Annotated in this window: 18 protein-coding genes; 16 read left to right on the top strand and 2 right to left on the bottom strand. The window is 75.5% G+C overall.

Translation table 11 applies throughout. From position 1 onward, the window contains the following. Positions 1–263 precede the first annotated feature (263 nt). Entirely contained in the window at positions 264–1,733 is a 1,470-nt protein-coding gene (locus tag ACFW6A_RS06210; RefSeq protein ID WP_386639006.1) for a cellulose binding domain-containing protein, read from the top strand. Here the strand turns inward: ACFW6A_RS06210 and ACFW6A_RS06215 are convergent. Next, positions 1,723–2,676: a hypothetical protein gene (locus ACFW6A_RS06215; RefSeq protein WP_386639009.1), complete on the bottom strand. Its 954-nt coding sequence runs from the start codon at positions 2,674–2,676 to the stop codon at positions 1,723–1,725. The genes ACFW6A_RS06210 and ACFW6A_RS06215 overlap by 11 nt on opposite strands. A gap of 184 nt (positions 2,677–2,860) precedes the next feature. Here ACFW6A_RS06215 and ACFW6A_RS06220 point away from each other — a divergent pair, with 184 nt between their 5' ends. Then, positions 2,861–3,469 carry a TetR/AcrR family transcriptional regulator gene (locus ACFW6A_RS06220; RefSeq protein WP_386639012.1) on the top strand — a complete coding sequence of 203 codons (609 nt, stop codon included), beginning with the start codon at positions 2,861–2,863 and terminating at the stop codon, positions 3,467–3,469. Positions 3,470–3,676: 207 nt separating this feature from the next. Next, entirely contained in the window at positions 3,677–5,296 is a 1,620-nt protein-coding gene (locus tag ACFW6A_RS06225; RefSeq protein ID WP_386639124.1) for an acyl-CoA dehydrogenase family protein, read from the top strand. Here the strand turns inward: ACFW6A_RS06225 and ACFW6A_RS06230 are convergent. After that, positions 5,265–6,233: a LysR substrate-binding domain-containing protein gene (locus ACFW6A_RS06230; RefSeq protein ID WP_351849767.1), complete on the bottom strand. Its 969-nt coding sequence runs from the start codon at positions 6,231–6,233 to the stop codon at positions 5,265–5,267. The two genes, ACFW6A_RS06225 and ACFW6A_RS06230, sit on opposite strands and share 32 nt — an antisense overlap. A gap of 196 nt (positions 6,234–6,429) precedes the next feature. On the opposite strand from ACFW6A_RS06230, the gene ACFW6A_RS06235 reads away from it, so the two are divergent. The 13 genes from ACFW6A_RS06235 to ACFW6A_RS06295 all read left to right on the top strand — a co-directional run bounded on the left by ACFW6A_RS06235 (position 6,430) and on the right by ACFW6A_RS06295 (position 21,129). After that, complete coding sequence (locus ACFW6A_RS06235) at positions 6,430–7,845, top strand: 2-hydroxymuconic semialdehyde dehydrogenase (protein WP_386639015.1); 1,416 nt, start codon at positions 6,430–6,432, stop codon at positions 7,843–7,845. A gap of 116 nt (positions 7,846–7,961) precedes the next feature. Further along, positions 7,962–8,756, top strand: a complete 795-nt coding sequence (locus ACFW6A_RS06240; protein WP_386639127.1) for a 2-keto-4-pentenoate hydratase — start codon at positions 7,962–7,964, stop codon at positions 8,754–8,756. Beyond that, positions 8,753–9,529: a 2-keto-4-pentenoate hydratase gene (locus ACFW6A_RS06245; RefSeq protein ID WP_386484524.1), complete on the top strand. Its 777-nt coding sequence runs from the start codon at positions 8,753–8,755 to the stop codon at positions 9,527–9,529. The genes ACFW6A_RS06240 and ACFW6A_RS06245 overlap by 4 nt, the downstream gene beginning before the upstream one ends. Beyond that, positions 9,526–9,945 carry a RidA family protein gene (locus ACFW6A_RS06250; RefSeq protein WP_351847521.1) on the top strand — a complete coding sequence of 140 codons (420 nt, stop codon included), beginning with the start codon at positions 9,526–9,528 and terminating at the stop codon, positions 9,943–9,945. The genes ACFW6A_RS06245 and ACFW6A_RS06250 overlap by 4 nt, the downstream gene beginning before the upstream one ends. Continuing rightward, positions 9,942–10,514 carry a 3-hydroxyanthranilate 3,4-dioxygenase gene (locus tag ACFW6A_RS06255; protein WP_386639018.1) on the top strand — a complete coding sequence of 191 codons (573 nt, stop codon included), beginning with the start codon at positions 9,942–9,944 and terminating at the stop codon, positions 10,512–10,514. Before ACFW6A_RS06250 ends, ACFW6A_RS06255 begins: the two co-directional genes overlap by 4 nt. Continuing rightward, a complete protein-coding gene (locus ACFW6A_RS06260; RefSeq protein ID WP_351847516.1) occupies positions 10,511–11,536 on the top strand; it encodes an amidohydrolase family protein in 1,026 nt (341 codons plus the stop codon). The genes ACFW6A_RS06255 and ACFW6A_RS06260 overlap by 4 nt, the downstream gene beginning before the upstream one ends. Further along, complete coding sequence (kynU, locus tag ACFW6A_RS06265; RefSeq protein WP_386639022.1) at positions 11,530–12,765, top strand: kynureninase; 1,236 nt, start codon at positions 11,530–11,532, stop codon at positions 12,763–12,765. Before ACFW6A_RS06260 ends, kynU begins: the two co-directional genes overlap by 7 nt. Before the next feature lie 67 nt (positions 12,766–12,832). Further along, the gene (locus tag ACFW6A_RS06270) at positions 12,833–14,605 is read left to right on the top strand and encodes a hypothetical protein (RefSeq protein WP_386639025.1); all 1,773 of its coding nucleotides are present in this window, start codon (positions 12,833–12,835) and stop codon (positions 14,603–14,605) included. Positions 14,606–14,705: 100 nt separating this feature from the next. Further along, complete coding sequence (locus ACFW6A_RS06275; protein ID WP_386639028.1) at positions 14,706–16,190, top strand: amino acid permease; 1,485 nt, start codon at positions 14,706–14,708, stop codon at positions 16,188–16,190. A gap of 225 nt (positions 16,191–16,415) precedes the next feature. After that, positions 16,416–17,021, top strand: a complete 606-nt coding sequence (locus ACFW6A_RS06280; protein WP_351847505.1) for an RNA polymerase sigma factor — start codon at positions 16,416–16,418, stop codon at positions 17,019–17,021. Next, positions 17,018–17,356, top strand: a complete 339-nt coding sequence (locus ACFW6A_RS06285; RefSeq protein WP_386639031.1) for a hypothetical protein — start codon at positions 17,018–17,020, stop codon at positions 17,354–17,356. The genes ACFW6A_RS06280 and ACFW6A_RS06285 overlap by 4 nt, the downstream gene beginning before the upstream one ends. A gap of 357 nt (positions 17,357–17,713) precedes the next feature. Next, positions 17,714–19,348, top strand: a complete 1,635-nt coding sequence (locus ACFW6A_RS06290) for an ABC-F family ATP-binding cassette domain-containing protein (RefSeq protein WP_386486394.1) — start codon at positions 17,714–17,716, stop codon at positions 19,346–19,348. 77 nt (positions 19,349–19,425) lie between these two features. Beyond that, on the top strand, positions 19,426–21,129 hold the full coding sequence (locus ACFW6A_RS06295) for an ABC-F family ATP-binding cassette domain-containing protein (protein WP_386639034.1): 1,704 nt from the start codon (positions 19,426–19,428) through the stop codon (positions 21,127–21,129). Positions 21,130–21,345 lie beyond the last annotated feature (216 nt).

The raw sequence follows: 21,345 nt of genomic DNA on the forward strand, positions 1-21,345 counted from the left end.
CCCCGGCCCCGCAGCCCGTCCGCGCCCCGTCCGCGGCCCCGCGGCCCGTCCGCGGCCCGTCCGCGCCCCGTCCGCGCTCCTTCCCTGGTCCGAAGTGAGCGCCGTCCGGGGCGCGTTCGGGAAGCGCTCGGCCCGCGCCCGGCCGCGGGAGAACGTCGGGCGGATCCGTCGTCTCCATTGACGCCGACGCGACGGTAAGGAAGGTTTCCTGTCAACCATCACCGACCGGCCGGCCGCCACCCGGCAGGAGGAGACGATCCCTCATGCGCAGAGCGATTCCGGCGGCCGCGACGGCCGCCGCCGTCCTGATCGGCGCGGGGCTCCTGACCCCGTCGGCCCGGGCCGACGCCGCCCCCGCCCTCACCGCCTCGATCGCCCGGGCGAGCGTCTGGAGCACCGGCTACGGCGCCGACGTGACCGTGACGAACGGCGGGGACGCCCCGGCGAGCGGCTGGAGGGTCGAGTTCGACCTGCCGGAGGGGACCTCGGTCAGCAGCCACTGGTCGGCGACGAAGACCCAGAGCGGCCGCCACTACACCTTCACCCCCGTCTCCTGGAACGGCTCGGTCGCGCCGGGCGGGACGCAGAGCTTCGGTTTCAACGCGAGCGGCCTCGGCCTGCCCCTCAACTGCACGGTCAACGGCGCCCCGTGCGACGGCGGCGCCCCGACACCCACCCCCACACCGACCCCCACCCCCACCCCGACACCGACCCCCACGCCCACGCCCACCCCGACCTCCACCACCACCCCGCCCGCCGGCCCCGTCGTCGACGTCGCCACCGCCGCGGAGCTCCGGGCCGCGCTGGACTCGGCGGCGCCCGGGCAGACGATCCGGCTGGCCCCCGGCGAGTACCGGGGCTCCTTCGTCGCGCAGCGCGCCGGCACGGCGGACCGGCCGATCACGCTGACCGGCCCCCGCACGGCGGTGCTCGTCAACGACGGCCCGTCCGGCAGCGGCCCGTCCTGCCCGGTCCCCACCGCCGGCTGGGACCCGGGCTACGGCCTGTGGCTGTACCGGGCCCCGTACTGGAACCTGGAGGGCTTCACCGTCCGGGACTCCAAGAAGGGCGTGGTCGTCGACGCCTCCCCGCACGTGACGGCGGACGGACTGTACGTGCACCGCGTCGAGGAGGAGGGCGTGCACTTCCGCCGCTCCTCGGCGGACGGCGTGCTCCGGAACTCGACGGTCGAGGAGACGGGGCTGGTCCAGCCCGGTTACGGCGAGGGCGTCTACATCGGCTCGGCGGGCTCCAACTGGGGCTGCCACGGCACCGAGGGCGGCGCCGACCGCTCCGACCGGGTGCTCGTGGAGAACAACCGGATCGGCCCGTACGTCGCCGCCGAGGCCGTCGACGTCAAGGAGGGCACCTTCGGCGGGATCATCCGCGGCAACACCTTCGACGGGCGCGGGATCACCGGGCAGAACTCGGCGGACTCCTGGATCGACGTGAAGGGCGTGGACTACCTGATCGAGGGCAACACCGGCACCTTCACCGCGCCGGGCACCTTCGCCAACGGCTACGAGACGCACAACCCCGTCACCACGCCGGCCTTCCCGAACGGCTGCGGCAACGTGTGGCGCGGCAATTCCTCCGACCTGGGCGGGGTGGGCGCGTACGCCGTCCGGATCACGTCGACCTCCAAGTGCCCGGGGCGGCTCAACGTGGTGCACGCCTCCAACACGGTGCGGGGCGCCACGAGCGGTCTGACCAACATCGCGGTCACGCCGTGAGGCCGTCCTCCCCGTAGGGCGTGAACCAGTGGCCGTCGAAGTGGCGGGCCAGGGAGTAGGGGTGCTGCCGGTCGGTGAGGACCCGGTGGAGGAACTCGGTGACGGTCCCGTCGAACCGGGTCCAGGAGTCGTGGTCGTCCGAGCAGGCGAGGACCGGCCACCGGTCGGGGTCGTCGCCCTCGGTGAGCCAGTGGAAGGTGTCGGCCTGCTCCGTGTCGCCCCACTGCAGGAGGCCGCCGGGCGCGGGGTACACGCCGTACGGCTCCCACAGGCGGGCGCCCCTCGTCCGCGCCCACTCGGCCGACCGGAGCGCGTTCCCGACGAGGTCGGAGCCGTGCGCGTCCGACCCGGGGACGTACAGCCGGAGGTGGTCGTCGAAGGCGCCCTCGCCGAAGACCTCGGCGAGCTGCTTGTAGTCGGCGGGGAGCGCCGTGCCGAGCCGGGCCTCGGCGTCCGCCCAGTCCACCGGGTGGCGGGGCGCGGCGAGGTCCCGGCCGGTGGCCGCGACGACCCCGCCCAGCCAGGTGGCCCCCTCGGGGAGGTCGTCCGCCGGGCTCCGGCCCTCCGCGACGAGGAGCACGGGCAGCGGGCCGTACGGGCGGCGGATCGCGCCGAGACCGATCCACCGGCCGCCGTGGAACCAGCCGCGCATCGCGACGAGCCGGTCCCCGAAGGGGGTGAGCAGCGGCAGACCGGTGTGGGTGGTCGCGGTCGGGTCGGCGCGGCCGTCCGCGGCGAGGCTGCGCGCCTCCCCGTACCGCTCGACGAGGGCCCGCCGGAACGCGTCGAGCGCGTCCTCCCCGATCGGGGCCGGCAGGCAGACGTGACCGTCGGGGTGGTCCGGCTCGCCGCAGCGGAGTTCGCCGGTGTCGGCCCAGGCCAGGCGGCGTACGCGGGCGAGGAGTCCGGCCTGTTCCTCGTCGTGCTCGTTCGGTCGGTCCATGCCGGGCATGGAACCAGACGGCACCGACAGCGCCGCACGCGCCCCGGGGGGACCGGCGCCCCGTTCGCTGTTCACCGTTCGCCGTTCCCCGCCCCCTCCCCGACTTCGACTTCGACTTCGGCTTCGGCCGGCCCGGAGGAAACCGGCCGTGGCGGGAAACTCTGAATGATGGTTCACTTCTTCCATGGCCTACCGCAAGACCCCCGCCGAGCTCCGCCGGCTCGAAGCGGCCCGGGAGCACCTGGTCGCCTGCGCCACCTCCGTCGTCGCCGAGGTGGGCTGGTCCCAGGCGTCCGTGACCGCCGTCGCCGACGCCGCCGGGATCGCCGCCGGCTCCGTCTACCAGCACTTCCCCTCCAAGGCGGCGCTCGCCGTGGAGGTCTTCCGGCGCGCCGCCGGGCGCGAGGTGGAGGTGCTCGGCGAGGTGCTGGCCGCGCCCGGCGACCCGGTCGAGCGGCTGAGCCGCGGCGTCCACGTCTTCGCCCGGCGCGCCCTGGAGAACCGCGGGCTCGCCTACGCCCTGCTCGCCGCCCCGGCAGAGCCCGCCGTCGGCGCCGAGCGGCTCGACTTCCGGCGCCGCTACCGCGCGCTGTTCGCCGCCGTGGTGCGCGAGGGGATCGCGGACGGGGTGCTGCCGGAACAGAACGGCGAACTCACCGCCGCCGCGCTCACCGGCGCGGTCGGGGAGGTCCTGGTCGACCCGCTCGGCGCCCCCGACGGGACCACCACCGAGTCGCTCCTCGCCGACCTCACCGCGATGGCGCTGCGCTGCGCGGGCGCGCCCGCGCCGTAGGCCACCGCCCGTGCGGCGCCGCGGCCCGCCGCCGCACGCCGGGCGCGCCCGGCCCGCACCGCACCGCACCACAACGACCCCGTCCCCACCCCACCCTCCGGAGGAGCGACCACCGTGACCACGACCCCCGGCGCCCCCACCCCCACCGACACCGCCACCGCCACCCCGGACGGCCCCGCGGCCGCGCCCCGGAGCCGCCCCGCCGCCGTGACGCACGCCGTCACCAACCAGGCCCCGCCGCTGACCGGTCACGACGCCGCCGACGACCCGGTGCTGCTCGAAGGCGTCGAGCGGGAGGGCGCCGGGTGGCACCTGGCGGACCTGCACCGCTTCGGCCGCGCCGTCGCGAGCGAGGAGGCCCAGCGCTGGGCGGACCAGGCCAACCGCCACGAGCCCGAGCTGCGCACCCACGACCGGTACGGCAACCGGATCGACGAGGTCGAGTTCCACCCGGCCTACCACCGGCTGATGGCCCTGTCCGTGGGCGAGGGCCTCGCCGGCGCCGCCTGGGCCGACGACCGGCCCGGCGCCCACGTGGCGCGCGCCGCCGGTTTCATGCTCGCCGGCACGCTGGAAGCGGGCCACCTGTGCCCGGTCTCGATGACGTACGCCGTGGTCCCGGCGCTGCGGCACTCCCCCGAGCTGGCCGAGGCGTACGTGCCGCTGCTCACCAGCCGCTCGTACGACCCCGGGCTGCGCGCCCCGGCGGAGAAGTCCGGGCTGCTCGCCGGGATGGGCATGACCGAGAAGCAGGGCGGCAGCGACGTGCGCGCCAACACCACCACCGCCACCGAACACCCGGACGGCAGCTGGCGGTTGCGCGGCCACAAGTGGTTCACCAGCGCGCCGATGAACGACGTCTTCCTCGTCCTCGCGCAGGCGCCCGGCGGCCTCTCCTGCTTCCTCGTGCCGCGCGTCCTGCCCGACGGCAGCCGCAACACCTTCCGCATCCAGCGGCTCAAGGACAAGCTCGGCAACCGCTCCAACGCCAGCAGCGAGCCGGAGTTCGACGACACGGTGGCGTGGCTGGTCGGCGCCGAGGGCAAGGGCGTGCGGACCATCATCGACATGGTGACGATGACCCGCCTGGACTGCGTGCTCGGCTCCGCCGCCGGCATCCGCGGCGCGCTCGCCCAGGCGGCCCATCACGCCCGCCACCGCTCGGCGTTCGGCGCCACGCTCATCGACCAGCCGCTGATGCGCAACGTCCTCGCCGACCTGGCGCTGGAGTCGGAGGCCGCGACCACCCTCGGCCTGCGGCTGGCCGGCGCCGCGGACCGCGCCCGCCTCGGCGACGAGGGCGAGCGGGCCTTCCTGCGCCTGGCCACCGCCGTCGGCAAGTACTGGGTCTGCAAGCGACAGCCCGCCGCCGTCGCCGAGGCCCTGGAGTGCCTCGGCGGCAACGGCTACGACGAGGCGTCGGGCATGCCGAGGATGTACCGCGAGGCCCCGCTCAACAGCATCTGGGAGGGCTCCGGCAACGTCAGCGCCCTGGACCTGCTGCGCGCCCTGGCCCGCGAGCCGGAAGCCCTGGAGGCCTTCCGCTCCGAGGTCGGGGCGGCGTCCGGGGCCGACCGGCGGCTCGACGCGGCCTGGACCGGCCTGCAGGCCGAACTGCGCCTCACCGAGGACGCCCCGCTGCGGGCCCGCCGGGTCGCCGAACGGGCGGCGCTGGTGCTCCAGGGCTCCCTCCTGGTGCGCCACGCCCCGGCGGCGGTCGCCGACGCCTTCTGCGCCTCCCGCCTCTCCGGCGACGGGGGGCTCGCCTTCGGCACCCTCCCGCCGGCGACGGACTTCACCGGACTGCTGGACCGCCTGCCGGTCTGACGGGTCCCGCGCCGAGGGTCTCGCGCAGGACGGCCGCCTCCTCGTCGAGGTGGCGCAGGAGCGCGGCGAGCGCCGGGGTGCGGGTGCGGTGGGCGGCTTCGGTGACGCCCACCGTGCGCCCCACGGAGGGGAGTTCGACCGGCAGCGCCGCCAGGTGCTCGTCGTCGCGCAGGACCAGTTCCGGCAGGAGCGCGACCATGTCGGTCTGGAGCAGCAGCGCCCGCATGGTCAGGATGGACGTGCACTCCACCCGGTCCGCCGGCGGCGCGAGTCCCCGGTCCACGAGGAGCGCCCCCACCTCGTGGCGGAGGGCGGTCTGCTCGACCGGCAGGATCCACGGGAAGCCGAGCGCGTCCGTGAGCGTGACCGCCCGCTCCGCCAGCAGCGGGTGCCCGGAGCGGACGGCGAGCCGGATGGGCTCGCGGTAGAGCATCCGCTGCCGCACCTTCTCGCCCTCGGCCGGAGCGCCGCCCAACCGGCCGACGATCAGGTCGAGTTCGCCGCCGAGCAGCGCCGGGTGGAGCACGTCCGAAGTGCCCTCCCGGACGACGACGGTGAGCCGGGGCCGCTCCCGCTTCAGCCGGGCGACGGCCCGGGGCAGCAGCACGTTGGCCCCGGCCAGCAGGGTGCCCACGGTGACCGTGCCGTCCTGGCCCTGCCGCAGTCCGGTGAGGTGCTCCTCGGCGCGCCGCACCTCGGCGACGACCGCGCGGGCGTGGGCGACGAGGGCCTCGCCGTAGACGGTGGGCCGCATCCCGCGCGGCACGCGGGTGAACAGCGGCAGCTCGGCGATGGCCTCCAGCTCCCGCAGGGTCCGGGTCGCGGCGGGCTGGGTGAGGTGCAGGGTCTCGGCCGCCCGCACCACGCTGCCGTGCTCGAAGACCGCGAGGAGCAGGGTCAGGTGCCGGAACTTCAGCCGGCCGTCCAGGAGGTCCATCGGAGCCGTCTCCTTCCGGGAGGGGCGACGGCGGCGGGCCGCGCCCCGACCGCCGCATACCAGGATCGCTATACCTCTCGCACCGATCGGCATTGGATCGGCATAGCTGGGTGGGCGCACTATACCGGCACGCCCCGGGGGCGACTTTCGGACAGCCCCCGGCCCAGCAACGGAGGTCTGCAAGGTGAGTTCACCCGTGCGGCATTACGTAGGAGGCGGGTTCGACGCGTCCGGCGTGCCGTTCCCGCTCGTCGACCCGGTCACCGGCCGCACCGTCGGAGAGGTGCCCGCGGCCTCGCGGGAGCTGGTCGACCGGGCGGTGGGCGCGGCCCGGGAGGCGCTGCGCGGGCCCTGGGCGGGGTGGAGCCCGGCGGAGCGGTCACGGGCGCTGCACCGGATCGCCGACGGCGTCGAGGCCCGCTTCGAGGAGTTCGTCGCCGCCGAGTGCGCGGACACCGGCAAGCCCCGTGCGCTGGCCTCGACGGTCGACGTGCCGAGGGCGGTCGCCAACTTCCGGGCGTACGCGGACCTTTTGGCGGGGCGTGGCGAGCGGTCCTGGCACACCGCCACCCCGGACGGGCGCGGCGCGCTGAACTACACGGTGCGCAAGCCGCTCGGCGTGGTCGCGGTGGTCTCGCCGTGGAACCTGCCGCTGCTGCTGCTCACCTGGAAGCTCGCCCCGGCCCTCGCCATGGGCAACGCGGTGGTCGCCAAGCCGTCGGAGCTCACCCCGTCCACGGCCTGCCTGCTGGCGGAGGTGATCGCCGGGGCGGAGCTGCCGGCGGGCGTCTTCAACCTGGTCCACGGCCCGGGGGCGGACGCGGCCGGGCAGTGGCTGACCGAGCACCCCGGGGTGGACGCCGTCGCCTTCACCGGGGAGTCCCGTACCGGCTCGACGATCATGCGGGCCGCCGCGGACCGGCTGGCCCCGGTCTCCTTCGAGCTCGGCGGCAAGAACGCCGGGCTCGTCTTCGCCGACGCGGACCTGGAGCGGGCCGTGGAGGGGACCCTCCGCTCGTCCTTCACGCACAGCGGCCAGGTCTGCCTGTGCACCGAGCGGGTGTACGTGGAGCGGCCGGTGTTCGAGGAGTTCGCCGGGGCCCTCGCGGCCGGGGCGAAGGACCTGGCCGGATACGGCCCGATGATCTCCGCCGCCCACCGCGACAAGGTCCTCGGCCATCTGACCCGGGCCGCCGCGGACGGCGAGGTCCTGGCGGGCGGCGGGGTGCCGTCGTTCGGCGACGCGCGGGACGGCGGCTTCTGGGTGGAGCCGACGGTGCTCGCCGGACTGCCGGAGGACCACCCGGCGGTGCGGGAGGAGATCTTCGGCCCCGTCGTGCACCTGGCCCCCTTCGACACCGAGGAGGAGGCGCTGGCCCTGGCCAACGCCGGCCCGTACGGGCTGGCCGCCACGGTGTGGACCGGCGACGTGAGCCGCGCCCACCGGGTCGCACCCGCCCTCGATGTCGGCGTCGCCTGGGTGAACACCTGGAACCTGCGGGACCTCCGCACCCCCTTCGGCGGGGTGAAGGCGTCCGGGATCGGACGCGAGGGCGGCGACCACTCCCTCGACTTCTTCTCCGAGCCGATGAACGTGTGCGTGAAGCTGTGACCACGACGAACCCGACCCCGCCCGAGGCGACCGCGCCCGGCACGACCCCGCCCGAGGCGACCACGACGGCCCCGGGCACGCCCGGCGCGCGCACGGCGGGCCCGGACACGGCGGCCGTGGCCGCCGCCGCCGAGCGGCTCCGGGAGGCGCACCGCACCGGCGTCCCCTGCGCCCCGGTGCGGGACCTGCTGCCGCCCGGCGACCTGGACGCGGCCCACGCCGTCCGGGCCCTCGTCACCGGACGCCGGATCGCCGCCGGCCACCGGGTCACCGGCTGGAAGACCGGCCCGGCCTCCCCGGCCGCGGGGGACGGGACCGGCTCCGGCACGCCCTGCTTCGGCGTCCTCCTCGACGACGCGGCGGTGCCCGACGGGGCCGAAATCCCCTGGGGGACGGTGCTCCAGCCGAAGGCCGGGGCCCAGGTGGCGCTGGTCCTGGAGCACGACCTCGTCCACGAGCGGCACACGGTGGCCGACGTGATCCGGGCGGTCGCCTTCGCGCTGCCGGCGATCGAGGTGGCCGGCAGCCGGATCCGCGACTGGGACGTCACGGCCGTCGACGCCACCGCCGACAACGCCTGCGGCGGCGCGTACGTCCTGGGCACCCGCCCCGTCCCGCTGCGCGGGACGGACCTGCGGACGGCGGGAATGGTGCTGGAGCGGCGGGGGGAGCCCGTCTCCACCGGCGCGGGCGTCGCCCGCCTCGGCCACCCGCTGCACGCGGCCGTGCTGCTGGCCGACGCGCTCGTCCGGCTCGGCACCCCGCTGCGGGCCGGCGACACCGTGCTGACCGGCCCGCTCGGGCCCCTGGCGGACGTGGCCCCCGCGGACGTGCTCGAAGCCCGGATCGACGGACTCGGCTCGGTGCGCGCGGCCTTCGGGCCCGCCGGGCCGGAAGGGAAGACACGATGAGCACCACGACGGAGCAGGCCGCGCACCTGGCCGAGGCCCTGGACACGGCGGCCCTGGAGGCGCGCCCGCTGCCCGGCGGCGGAAGCGTCCCGGCGGACGTCGCCGGGGCGTACGAGGTGCAGGAGGCGCTGGTGGCGCGGCGGCTGGCCCGCGGCGAGCGGCCGACCGGCGTAAAGCTGGGGTTCACCAGCCTCGCCAAGATGCGGCAGATGGGGGTGGCCGACCTGATCCACGGGCGACTGACGGACCGCATGGAGGTCGCGGACGGCGGCCGGTGCGAGGTCGCCGGGCTGATCCACCCGCGGGTCGAGCCGGAGCTCGCCTTCCTCCTCGGCGCCACCCTGGCCCCCGGCGGCGACCCCGCGGCGGCGGTCGCAGCGGTGGCCCCCGCCCTGGAGGTCATCGACTCCCGCTACCACGGCTTCCGCTTCTCGCTCCCCGAGGTGATCGCCGACAACACCTCCGCCGCGGCCTACGCGGTCGGGCCGTGGACCGCGCCGCGCGACCTGGGCGGCCTCGGCGCGCTCGGCAACCTCGGGGTGGTCCTGGAGCTGGACGGCCGGCCGGCCGAGACAGGCTCCACCGCCGCGATCCTCGGGCACCCGCTGCGCGCCCTGGCCGCCGCGGCCCGGCTCGCCGGCCCGCTCGCCGCCGGGACGGTGATCCTCGCGGGCGCGGCCACCGCCGCCGTACCCCTGCCGCCCGCCACCCACGTCCGCGCCACGGTCGCCCGCCTCGGCACCGTCTCCCTCACCACCGGGGAGGCGGCGTGATCGTCCCCGGCGCCGCCCCGCCCCGCGGGCGCTTCCCGCACCTGAGGCGCGCGGGCGACCTGGTCTTCGTGTCCGGTACGAGCTCCCGCCGGCCGGACGGCGGCTTCGCCGGCGCGAGCGCCGACCCGATGGGTGTGACGGACCTCGACATCCGGGTCCAGACCCGGGCGGTGCTCGACAACATCGCGGGCATCCTGGCGGCGGCGGGCGGCGGCCTCGACGACCTCGTGTCGGTGACCGCGTACCTGGTCAGCATGAACGACTTCGGCGGCTACAACGAGGTCTACGCCGAGTACTTCGACGAGACCGGCCCGACCCGCACCACCGTCGCCGTCCACCAACTCCCCCACCCCCACCTGCTGATCGAGATCAGCGCGGTGGCCCACCTCCCGCAGAGCGAGGAACAGCGCCGATGACGATGAGACCGTTCAATCTCCACGCCTGGATCGACGAGCACCGGCACCTGCTGCGGCCGCCGGTCGGCAACGTCCAGATCTGGCGGGACGCCGACCTGATGGTGACGGTCGTCGGCGGCCCCAACCGCCGCACCGACTTCCACGACGACCCCATCGAGGAGTTCTTCTACCAGCTCAAGGGCGACATGGTGCTGCGCGTCATGGAGAAGGAGGGCCGGCCCCCGCGCGACCTCCACATCCGCGAGGGCGACGTCTTCCTCGCCCCGGCCCACCTGCGGCACTCCCCGCAGCGGCCGGAGGAGGACAGCATCGGCCTGGTCGTCGAGTTCGCCCGCCCGCGCGGCAGCCTCGACGCCTTCGAGTGGTACTGCGTGGAGTGCCACCACCTGGTGCACCGCAGCGAGGTCCAGCTCACCTCGATCGTCGACGACCTCCCGCCGGTCTTCGGCGCCTTCTACGCCGACGAGGCCGCCCGCACCTGCGGACGCTGCGGCGCGCTCCACCCCGGCCGCGACTGGCCGGAGGAACTGCGCCCCCGCACCCGCCGCGACGGGGCGGGCGGCGCATGACCGTCGTCGACGTCCACGCGCACGTCTTCCCCGCCCTCGGCCGCGCCGAGTCCCGCCGGCTCACCGGCTCCGACGACGGCCCCTGGCTGCGCACCACCGACGGACCCGACGCCGGGATGATGATGGCCGGCGCCACCGAGTACCGGCCGGTGGGACGCACCCTGTGGGACCCGGCCGCCCGCGTCGCCGACCTGGACCGGCTCGGCGTCGACGTCCAGGTCCTCTCCAGCACCCCGCTGCTCTTCGGCTACGGCCTGGAGGCCGGGCGCGCCGCCGACTGGTGCCGGACCGTCAACGCCCACCTGCTGGAGTACGCCGCGTACGCCCCCGGCCGGCTGGCCCCGCTGTGCCAGGTGCCGCTCCAGTCCACCGAGGCGGCCTGCGAGACGGTGAGCGAGGCGATGCGGCAGGGCTTCCACGGCGTCCACATCGGCAACCACCTGGGCGACCGCGACCTCGACGACGGGGCGCTGACCGAGTTCCTGGCACACTGCGCGCACGAGGGCGCGGCCGTCCTCGTCCACCCGTGGGACATGCCCTCGGGACCGCGCCACGCGCGCTACATGCTGGCCTGGCTGGCGGGCATGGCGGGGGAGACCCACCTGACGATCCTGTCGCTGATCCTCTCCGGGGCCTTCGAGCGCCTCCCGGCCTCGCTGCGGCTCCTCTTCGCGCACGGCGGCGGCAGCTTCCCGTACCTGCTGGGCCGGGCCGACAACGCCTGGCACCGGCGCGACCTCGTCCGGGCCGACAGCCCGCACCCGCCCTCGCACTACACCGACCGGTTCTCCGTCGACTCGGCCGTCTTCGACCCCGGGGCGCTGCGCCTCCTCGTGGACGTGATGGGCGCGGAGCGGGTGCTGCTCGGCTCCGACCACCCCTTCCCGCTCGGCGAGGAGGAGATCGGCCGGCTGGTGCGCGACAGCGCCCTCACCGACCGCGAGAAGGCCGCCGTCCTCGGCGGCAACGCCGTCCGCTTCTTCGGACTGACCCGGCTGCCGGAAGGAGCCCCCGCATGCTGACCGAGCGCGCCGCCGCGCTGGACGCGGCCGACCCCCTCGCCCACGTCCGCTCCCGCTTCCTGCTCCCGGAGGGGGTGGTCTACCTGGACGGGAACTCGCTGGGGGCGCTGCCCGCCGCCGTCCCGGCGGCCGTCGAGGACGCCGTGCACCGCCAGTGGGGCACCGACCTGATCCGCTCCTGGAACGCCAACGGCTGGTGGGAGGCGCCGACCAGGACCGGAGACGCCGTCGGCCGGCTGATCGGCGCCGCACCGGGGCAGGTCGTCGCCGGCGACTCCACGAGCGTCCAGCTGTTCAACACCCTCCTCGCGGCGGCACGGCTGCGGCCCGGGCGCCGGCTGCTGCTGACCGACCCCGACCACTTCCCCACCGACCAGTACATCGCCGACTCGGTGGGCCGCCTGCTCGGCCTCGACGTCCGCCGGGTGCCGGCCCGGGAGGCCGCCGCCGTGCTGGCCGCCGAAGGCGCGGACGTCGCCGTCGCCGCGTACGCGCCGGTGGACTACCGCACCGGCGAGCTGTACGACATGGCCGCGCTCACGGCCGCCGCGCACGCCGCCGGCGCCCTGGTCCACTGGGACCTCTGCCACGCGGCGGGCGCGCTGCCGGTGGAACTCGACGCGATCGGCGCGGACTTCGCGGTCGGCTGCGGCTACAAGTACCTGTCCGGCGGGCCCGGCGCACCGGCCTTCGCCTATGTCGCCGCCCGCCACCAGGACGGCTTCGACCAGCCGCTGACCGGCTGGCACGGGCACGCCGCGCCCTTCGCGATGTCCGGCACGTACGCCCCCGGGCCGGGCATCGGCCGGGCCAGGATCGGCACGCCCGCGCTGCTGTCCCTGCTCGCCCTGGAGGCCGCGCTCACCGCCTTCGACGGGGTGGGGACGACCGAGGTGCGGCGCAAGAGCCTGTCGCTCTCCGGCTTCTTCCAGGAGTGCGCCGACGCCCTCCTCGACGGCCTCGGCTTCACCTCCGTCACCCCGCGCGACCCGGCCCGCCGGGGCAGCCAGGTCGCGCTGCGGCACCCGGAGGCGTACCCGCTGGTCGCCGCGCTCACCGCCCGGGGCGTGATCGGCGACATGCGCGCCCCGGACCTGCTCCGCTTCGGGTTCAACGCGCTGTACGTCTCGCACGCCGACGTCCTGCGGGCGGTCGAGGAGCTGAGGGACGTCGCGCTCTCCGGCGCCCACCGGTCCCCCGAGTTCCAGGAGCGCCCGACCGTCACCTGACCCCGCCCCCGATCCCCGTCCCCGTCCCCTCCTCCGCCTCCGCGCACGTCTCCGAAAGGACCGTTCCATGCGCTCCACCCGCAGAAACGCGGCGCTCGCCGCCGCCGTCGCCGCCGCCGCGACGGCCACGCTGCTCGCCCCCGGGGTCTCCGGCGCCACCGCCGGGGCCGCCGGTCCGGCCGCCGGCGACCCGGACGTCCGCGCCGTCTGCGCCGACCGCCGACCGGAACAGGCCGACCCCGGCGCGTACGGCATGCAGCTGGACGGCAGCTTCCGGCACCCCGCGCTCACCCCGGTCGACGAGGAGGCCGAGCACCCGTTCCCGGGCCGCCGGGCGGAGTACGACACCCGGTCGTACATCAAGAACATGAAGGTCGAAGCGGCCTACGAGGGAGCCGACTTCACCCCGGACTACTTCCACACCTGGCAGAACGTCGTCGACTTCGACGGGCGCCGCTACCTCTTCCAGTACGACCGCTCCGAGGGCCGCGTGTACGACGTCACCGACGTCAAGAAGGTGAAGGTGGTGGAGAAGCTGAGCCGCGAGGACGTCGGCGGCGACGAGACGCGCGCCAACGGCGACTGGGCGGCGCACGACTACTGGGGCGCCTCCACCATCCAGTGGAACGAGAAGCTCGACGCCTACGTCATGGTCCAGAGCTTCGAGAGCAAGCGGCAGATCTCCGAACTCTCCGACCACCCGCCCCTCGACAAGTACAACAACCCTGACGGCGTAAGGAAGCTGAGGGAGAAGCCGGGGCTGAAGGGCTTCAAGGTCTACCGGCTGGACGGGCCGCGCAAGAAGGACTGGAAGCTGCTCGCGACGGTCTCCACCGACGCCACCCAGGCCGACCCGCTCCGCTCCGACCCGGCGACCGCGCAGCAGGGCTCCGGCTCGATCGACGTGCCCCACTGGGCGGGCGGGCGGTACATGTTCATCGCCACGGCACCGGACGACACCTACTCCGGCACCGAGTACCCGACCAACCTGCACTCGGCCGGCTACCAGTCCTGGGACATGTCCGACCCGGCCCGCCCCCGGCTCCTCGACACCTGGCACCTGCCGGGCCAGCGCACCGGCGAGGACGCCGCCTACCGGAAGAACCCGCGCTGCGGCAACCGCACCAGCTGGATGGGCGCCCGGATGCCGCTCTTCCTCCCCAAGCCCGTGGAACAGGGCGGGCGTTACGCCTTCGCCGCGATGGGCGGCTACGGCCTGACGGTCCTGGACGTGTCCGACCCCTCCGACCTGCGGACGGTCGCCCACCTGGACCTGCCGGCGTCGGTGGCGGGCACCGAGGGGGACAACATCGACGTCTCCCAGTACGAGAGGACCGGGATGATCTACTACTCCGGCTACCCGCTCACCGAGGACTGCTACGAGCCCTACAAGGACGTCTACCAGATCGACGTCCGCGACCCCGCACGCCCCCGCGTCGTCGGCACCCTCCCCCGCCCCGTCCCGCCGCGGACGGCCGGCTTCGCCGACTACTGCCAGCGCCGGGGCAGCTTCGGCCCCAAGCGGACCGGCTACTACACCAACCCGGGCCGCCACGACGCCGGCCTCCTCGGCTACGGCTTCTACAACGCGGGCGTGCAGTTCTTCGACGTCTCCGACCCGGCCGCGCCCGAGATCGCCGCGTACTTCGTCCCCAAGGCGTACGGGCGCGACACGGCGGACTACGCGTACGGCAACCAGACCCACGGGGTCTACGTGGAGTGGGACCGCAACATCGCCTGGGCGCTGACCAACCACGGCATCTACGCCCTGTCGTCGAAGGTGCTGGGCAAGCCCGACCTCGACCGGCCGGCGAAGCCGTTCCGCACCAGCGAGTTCTGAGCCCCCCCCGCCTCCTCGCTCCCTCGCTCCCGCCCTCCCCCCGCCTCCTCCGCTCCTCCCTCTCCCTCCTGATCCCCGTCCCCGGAAGGGTCCCTCCGTCATGCCCGCATCCAGCGAATCCGCAGGACTGGTCCGCTCACTGACCCACCGTCAGACCACCATGATCGGGCTGGGCTCCGCGCTCGGCACCGGTCTCTTCCTCGGCTCCGGGACCGCGATATCCGTCGCCGGGCCCGCCGTGATCGTCTCGTACGTGATCGGGGCGGTGCTGGTGGCCGTCATCGCCGTGCTGCTCGGCGAGATGTCCGCCGCCCATCCCGTGCCGGGCTCGTTCGGCACCGTCGCGCACCGCTACCTCGGCCCGTGGGCCGGCTTCCTCAGCCGGTGGCTGTACTGGTTCAGCGCGGTCGTGGTCATCGGCACGGAGGTCGTCGCCTCGGCGCTGTACATCCGGTGGTGGTGGCCCGGCGTGCCGATGTCCCTGGCCATCGTGGTGATCGCCGCGGTCGTCCTCGCGGTCAACGTGATCAGCGTGAAGTCCTTCGGCACCACGGAGTTCTGGCTCTCCACCGTCAAGGTGGTGGCGCTGTGCGCCTTCGTGCTCTGCGCCGCGCTGCTGGTCTTCTTCGGCCTGCCCGACACGGAGGCCACCGGGCTCGCCCACCTCACCGACGACGGCGGCTTCCTCCCGCACGGCGCCAAGGCCGTCTGGATCGGCATGTCCGTGGTGATGTTCGCGTACGCCGGGTTCGAGGTCGTCGCCATCGCCTCCGCCGAGGCCGCCGACCCGCAGCGCACCATCCGGACCGCGATGCGCCAACTGGCCTGGCGGCTCGCCTTCTTCTACCTCCTCTCCATCACCCTGGTGCTGGCGCTGATCCCGTGGCGCAGACTCGCCGCCGGCGACGGCAGCGTCGAGGCGAGCCCCTTCGTGCGGGTCTTCTCGGAGGTCGGGGTGCCCGCCGCGGCGACCGTCACCAACGTGGTCGTGCTCATCGCCGCCATGTCCGCCGCCAACGCCCACCTGTACGGCGCGTCCCGGCTGCTGCACTCGCTCGGCGGCGACGGCCTCGCCCCGGCGCCGATGGCCCGGCTCAGCCGGCGCGGGGTCCCCGCCGTCGCCCTGGCCGCGTCCACCCTGGGCATCGCGGTGGCCGCCCTGCTCGCCTTCTACGACGTCAGCGGGCTCTTCGGCATCCTGATGTCGATCGCCCTCTTCGCCGTCCTGATGGTGTGGCTGCTGATCCTCGCCTCGTACGTGGCCTTCCGCCGGCACCGGAAGGCGCACCCGGAGGAGTTCACCGGCTTCGGCGTCCCGGGCGGCGACAAGCTCGCGGTCGTCGCCGGGGCCGGCGTGCTCGCCGTCGCCGCGACCGCCGTGGAGGTCCCCGACATGCGGCAGGCGGCCGGCATCGGCCTCGCCTTCACCGCCGTCCTCCTGGTCTGTTACGCGCTGACCGGCGCCCGCCGGGCGGCCCGCGGCGAACCGGCCACCGCCTCCCCCGCCCCACCTGCTTCCCCGGCTTCCCCTGCCTCCCCCGCCTCCCCTGCCTCCCCCGCCGCTCCGGCCGGCGAGCGGCCGTAGAAGAAATCCGCGCCGGGGCGAATCCTCCGCGGGGCCCGCCGCCTCTTATCCGCGTACCGGCCGCACGGGCCGGTACGCGGAAGGAGACATCATGCTGATCACCGGCCTCGTCGTCGTCGGAGTCCTGCTCGTCGGAGCGTGCGGCTGGCACCTCACGCGGCGGTACCGGAGCCGGGCCTGATCCGCACCCGCCCACGGGAGCCCGCAGAGCACGAGGAAGAGCACATGAACCGACCCTTCTCCTGGCCGGACGAACGCCTGGTCAGGGCCGCCCAGGACGGCGACGTCGCCTCGCTGACGACCGTCGTCATGGAATCGCAGCCGCACGTGCGGAAGTTCGCCCGGTCGCTGTGCGCCTCCCCGCAGGACGCGGAGGACGCGGCGCAGGAGGCACTGATCATCCTCTACCGGAAGATCGGCACCCTGCGGGCGTCGGGGGCGCTCGCCTCGTGGATGTTCCGCATCGTGCGCAACGAGTGCCTCCGGCAGGTCCGGCTGCTCGTGGCGCGGCCCGAGGAACCGGCGGTCGCCGGAGCCGAGGGCGCCCCGGAGCCGTCCGCCGAGGAGACGGTCCTGCACCGGCTGGAGGCACGGCGGATCGCCGCCGCCGTCGGGGCCCTGCCCCGGGAGCAGCGGCAGGTGCTGATCATGCGGGACGTGCAGGGCCTGCCCGGCAGGACCGTCGCCCACGCGCTCGGCCTGAGCAACGCGGCGATGAAGTCCCGGCTCCACCGGGCGCGCGCCGCCCTCCGCCACTCCCTGGCGGCGACCGACCGGGCGCCCGGCCCGGGGGCCCGTCCCCGCCCCGACGAAGGAGACCCGCGATCGTGAACCCCCTCCCTGCCGTCGACGCCGTCCGGCCCGCCGCCGAGAAGACGGACCGGCCCGGCCCGGACTTCTCCAGCAGCTCGGTCCCGCGCCACCTGGCGCGCGGCGCCCTCGGCTTCGGGCTGGTCATCGGCTCCGTCGCCCTGGTGCCGGTCGCCGGGCCGGTCGCCCTGCTGGCGGCCCCGCTGGCCCTGGTCGCCTTCCGCGGCTGCCCCACCTGCTGGATGGTCGGCCTGGCCCAGACGATCTCCCGGGGCCGGCTGGAGCGCCGGTGCGCGGACGGCGTGTGCACCCTCGTCAAGGCGCACCCGCACCCCGGCGGAACACCCCGGGCCTAGCGGATCCGAAGGGCCGCCCCCGTCTCGTACCCGAGGCGGGGGCGGCCTCGTACCCGAGGCGGGGGCGGTCTCGTACCCGGGGCGGGGGCGGCCCGCGTGGCGCGCGGGGGCGAAATTCCCGACGGTTCGCGAGGGCGGGCTGTTACGCTGGTGAGGACGTTGATCGTGAAACGAGGAGAGCGGCAGACATGGCGGGTGACGACGACATCTCCGGGTGAGATCCGGATCTGACGGCCACCGGACGCGCCGAGGAGCGCAGCCGGGGTGGCTCGTTCGTCGTACCCCCTTTCCCCATGTCTGCCCGGGGCGGAGCCCTGTCCGCCGCCCGCCCCCTTCCTCCCCCGCGAGGTCACTTCCATGTCCCACGCCACCGTCGTCTGCTCGGACCTGTCGTTCTCCTGGCCCGACGACACCCCCGTCTTCCACGAGCTGTCCTTCAGCCTGGGCAGGGGCCGGACGGGCCTCGTCGCGCCCAACGGCTCCGGGAAGAGTACCCTGCTCAAGCTGATCGCCGGCGAGCTGCGCCCCACGGCCGGCTCGGTCACCGTCGGCGGCGGCCTCGGATACCTCCCGCAGAGCCTCCCCCTGACCGGCGACCTCACCGTCGCCGACGTCCTCGGCGTCGCCGACGTGATCCGCGCGCTGGACGCCGTGGAGTCCGGCGACGTCGCCGAGGAGCACTTCACCACCATCGGCGACGACTGGGACGTCGAGGAGCGCACCCGCGCCCAGCTCGACCGGCTCGGGCTCGGCGGCCTCGCCCTCGACCGCACCCTGAGCACCCTCAGCGGCGGCCAGGTCGTCTCCCTCGGCCTCGCCGCGCAGCTGCTCAAGCGGCCCGACGTGCTGCTGCTCGACGAACCGACCAACAACCTCGACCGGGAGGCCAGGCACCGGCTGTACGACGCGCTGTCGGACTTCGACGGCCTGCTCCTCGTGGTCGCCCACGACCGGGCGCTGCTCGACCGCATGGACGGCATCGCCGAACTCGGCGCCTCCCGGCTGCGCTTCTACGGCGGCGACTTCAGCGCCTACGAGGAGGCCGTGCGCGCCGAGCAGGAGGTCGCGGAGAAGAACGTGCGCAGCGCGGAGCAGGAGCTCAAGCGGGAGAAGCGCGAGCTCCAGCAGGCCCGGGAGCGCGCCGACCGGCGGGCGAGCAACGCCGCCCGCAACCTCAAGAGCGCCGGGCTGCCGCGCATCTTCGCCGGGAACATGAAGCGGGGCGCCCAGGAGTCCGCGGGCCGGGCCGGCCAGACCCACGCGAACCGGGTCGGCGAGGCCCAGGCCCGGCTCGACGAGGCCGGGCGGGCGCTCCGCGACGAGCAGCGGCTCGTCCTGGACCTGCCCGACACCCAGGTGCCCGCCGGGCGCACCCTCTTCCTCGGCGAGGGCATGCAGGTCCGGCACGGCGGCCGGGACGTGTTCGCCGAGGGCGGCGTCGACCTGTCCGTGCGGGGCCCCGAGCGCATCGCGCTGACCGGTCCCAACGGGTCGGGGAAGACCACCCTGATGCGGCTGATCACCGGCGAACTCGCCCCGTACCGGGGGGAGGTCAAGCGCGGCGACGGACGCGTCGCCTACCTCTCGCAGCGGCTGGACCTGCTGGACCTCGACCGCACGGTGGCGGAGAACTTCGCCGCGTTCGCGCCCGAGCGGCCCGAGGCGGAGCGGATGAACCTGCTCGCCCGCTTCCTCTTCCGGGGCGCCCGCGCGCACCTGCCCGTCGGCGTGCTCTCCGGCGGCGAGCGGCTGCGGGCCACCCTCGCCTGCGTGCTGTGCGCCGAACCGGCCCCGCAGCTGCTGCTGCTCGACGAGCCGACCAACAACCTCGACCTGGTCAGCGCGGGCCAGCTGGAGAGCGCCCTGAACTCCTACCGGGGCGCGTTCGTGGTCGTCAGCCACGACGAGCGGTTCCTCGCCGAGATCGGGGTGAACCGCCTGCTGCGGCTGGAGGAGGGGACGCTGCGGGACGCGGGCGCGCCCGCGGTGTGACCCTCCGGCGCGCGCAGCGGCCCGCGCCCGAGGCCCCGTGCCCGGCGGGCCGACCGACGACACCCCGGACGGTTCCCATGCCCCAGCCCTCCCGCTCCTCCCGCTCCTCCGCCGGTTCCTCCCGGTCCGCCGCGACCGCCCTGCTCGCCCACGACCTCGTGCGCGTCCTGGACGGCCGCCGGGTCCTCGACGGCGTGTCCCTCACCGCGGCCCCGGGTCGCCGGATCGGCCTGATCGGGGAGAACGGCGCCGGCAAGTCCACCCTGCTGCGGGTGCTCGCCGGGGTCGAACGGCCCGAGTCCGGCAGCGTCACGCGCCCGCCCGGCCTCGGCCACCTGCCCCAGGAGTCGCCCTTCGACCCCGGGATCACCCTCGCCGGGGTGCTCGACGAGGCGCTGCGCGAGGCCCGCGAGGACCTCGCCCGGCTCGACCGCCTCGGCGAGGAGCTGGCCGGGCTGCCCGAGGACGACCCGGGCCACGCCGCGCTGCTCGACGCGTACGCCGAGGTGCTGGAGCGGGCCCGGGACCGCGAGGCGTGGGACGCCGACCGGCGGGCCGCGCTCGCCCTGGCCGGGCTCGGCCTCGGCTCGCTCGGCCACGACCGGACGCTCGGCTCGCTCTCCGGCGGTCAGCGCGCCCGGCTGGCCCTCGCCGCGCTCCTCGTGCGCCGCCCGACGGCGCTGCTGCTCGACGAGCCGACCAACCACCTCGACGACGGTGCCGCCGCCTTCCTGGAGGAGCAACTGCGCTCCCTTCCGGGGGCGTTGGTCCTCGCCTCCCACGACCGGGCCTTCCTCGACGCCGTGTGCACCGACCTGGTCGACCTCGACCCGGCGGTGGACGGGCCCGTCCGGTACGGCGGCGGCTACAGCGCCTACGTGAAGGAGAAGCGGGCCGAGCGGGCGCGCTGGGAGCGGCGCCACGCCGAGGAGCGGGCGGCGGCGGAGGAGCTGCGGCACGCGGCGGGCGTGACGGCGCGCCGGGTCGCCCCGGACCGGGCGCCGCGTGACCACGAGAAGATGGGGTACGGCCACCGGGCGGGCCGGGTGCAGAGCCAGGTCTCCCGCCGGGTGCGCGACGCGTCCCGCCGCCTCGCGGAGCTGGAGCGCACCGGGGTCGCCGCCCCGCCGCCGCCGCTGCGGTTCGCGGTGCCGGCGCCGGCTGTGACCGCGCCGGACGGCCCCGGCCCGCTGATCGCCCTGCGGGACGTGCGGGTGCCGGGCCGCCTCGCGCCGGCGACCCTGGAGGTGTCGGCGACCGAGCGGCTGCTGGTCACGGGCGGCAACGGCGCGGGCAAGTCGACCCTGCTCGCGGTGCTCGCCGGCCGGCTGCCGGCCGAGGGCGAGGTGCGCCGCCGGCCGGCCCTGTCGGTGGGGCTGCTCACCCAGGACACGGTGTTCGCCCCGGCGGGTCGCACCGTCCGGGACACCTACGCCCGGGAGCTGGGCCCGGAGCGGGCGGAGCGGGTACCGCTGTCCGGCCTCGGGCTGCTCGCCGAGGCGGACCTGGACAAGCCGGTGGGACACCTGTCGGTGGGCCAGCGCCGTCGGCTGGCGCTCGCCCTGCTGATGGCCCGTCCGCCCGAGCTGCTCCTCCTCGACGAACCCACGAACCACCTCTCGCCGCGCCTGTGCGACGAGCTGGAGGAGGCGTGGGGCGGCGGGCCCGGAGCGATCGTCGTCGCGAGCCACGACCGCTGGCTGCGGCGGCGCTGGCAGGGCCGCGAACTGCGCCTGGAGGCGGGCCGGGACGAGGCGGGGGCGGCGGCGCCGGGGGCGTAGGGCCGAAGCGGGGGCGCGGCCGCGCGGGTGCCCCCGTCGGACCCGCCCCGGAGTCTGGTAGGAAACCTTACTATCCGCTAGCATCCCGGCAGCGGCTCGGCGCGGCGACCTCCTCCGGGGGGCGTGACGCGCTCAGTGAGAGCTCTGACCCGGCCGCCGAGCACCACCCCGTCGTGTGGCGCCCCGAACGCCACGCGGTCGGCCGTCCGCGCCCAT

This window comes from Streptomyces sp. NPDC058758 (assembly GCF_042746075.1).
Classification (GTDB): Bacteria; Actinomycetota; Actinomycetes; order Streptomycetales; family Streptomycetaceae; genus Streptomyces.

What these genes read in the sequence shown, in the direction of transcription:
- ACFW6A_RS06210 (WP_386639006.1), top strand. Translation starts at nt 264, where the DNA reads ATGCGCAGAGCGATTCCGGCGGCCGCGACGGCCGCCGCCGTCCTGATC.
- ACFW6A_RS06215 (WP_386639009.1), bottom strand. Translation starts at nt 2,676, where the DNA reads ATGGACCGACCGAACGAGCACGACGAGGAACAGGCCGGACTCCTCGCC.
- ACFW6A_RS06220 (WP_386639012.1), top strand. Translation starts at nt 2,861, where the DNA reads ATGGCCTACCGCAAGACCCCCGCCGAGCTCCGCCGGCTCGAAGCGGCC.
- ACFW6A_RS06230 (WP_351849767.1), bottom strand. Translation starts at nt 6,233, where the DNA reads ATGGACCTCCTGGACGGCCGGCTGAAGTTCCGGCACCTGACCCTGCTC.
- ACFW6A_RS06245 (WP_386484524.1), top strand. Translation starts at nt 8,753, where the DNA reads ATGAGCACCACGACGGAGCAGGCCGCGCACCTGGCCGAGGCCCTGGAC.
- ACFW6A_RS06255 (WP_386639018.1), top strand. Translation starts at nt 9,942, where the DNA reads ATGACGATGAGACCGTTCAATCTCCACGCCTGGATCGACGAGCACCGG.
- ACFW6A_RS06260 (WP_351847516.1), top strand. Translation starts at nt 10,511, where the DNA reads ATGACCGTCGTCGACGTCCACGCGCACGTCTTCCCCGCCCTCGGCCGC.
- kynU (WP_386639022.1), top strand. Translation starts at nt 11,530, where the DNA reads ATGCTGACCGAGCGCGCCGCCGCGCTGGACGCGGCCGACCCCCTCGCC.
- ACFW6A_RS06270 (WP_386639025.1), top strand. Translation starts at nt 12,833, where the DNA reads ATGCGCTCCACCCGCAGAAACGCGGCGCTCGCCGCCGCCGTCGCCGCC.
- ACFW6A_RS06275 (WP_386639028.1), top strand. Translation starts at nt 14,706, where the DNA reads ATGCCCGCATCCAGCGAATCCGCAGGACTGGTCCGCTCACTGACCCAC.
- ACFW6A_RS06280 (WP_351847505.1), top strand. Translation starts at nt 16,416, where the DNA reads ATGAACCGACCCTTCTCCTGGCCGGACGAACGCCTGGTCAGGGCCGCC.
- ACFW6A_RS06290 (WP_386486394.1), top strand. Translation starts at nt 17,714, where the DNA reads ATGTCCCACGCCACCGTCGTCTGCTCGGACCTGTCGTTCTCCTGGCCC.
- ACFW6A_RS06295 (WP_386639034.1), top strand. Translation starts at nt 19,426, where the DNA reads ATGCCCCAGCCCTCCCGCTCCTCCCGCTCCTCCGCCGGTTCCTCCCGG.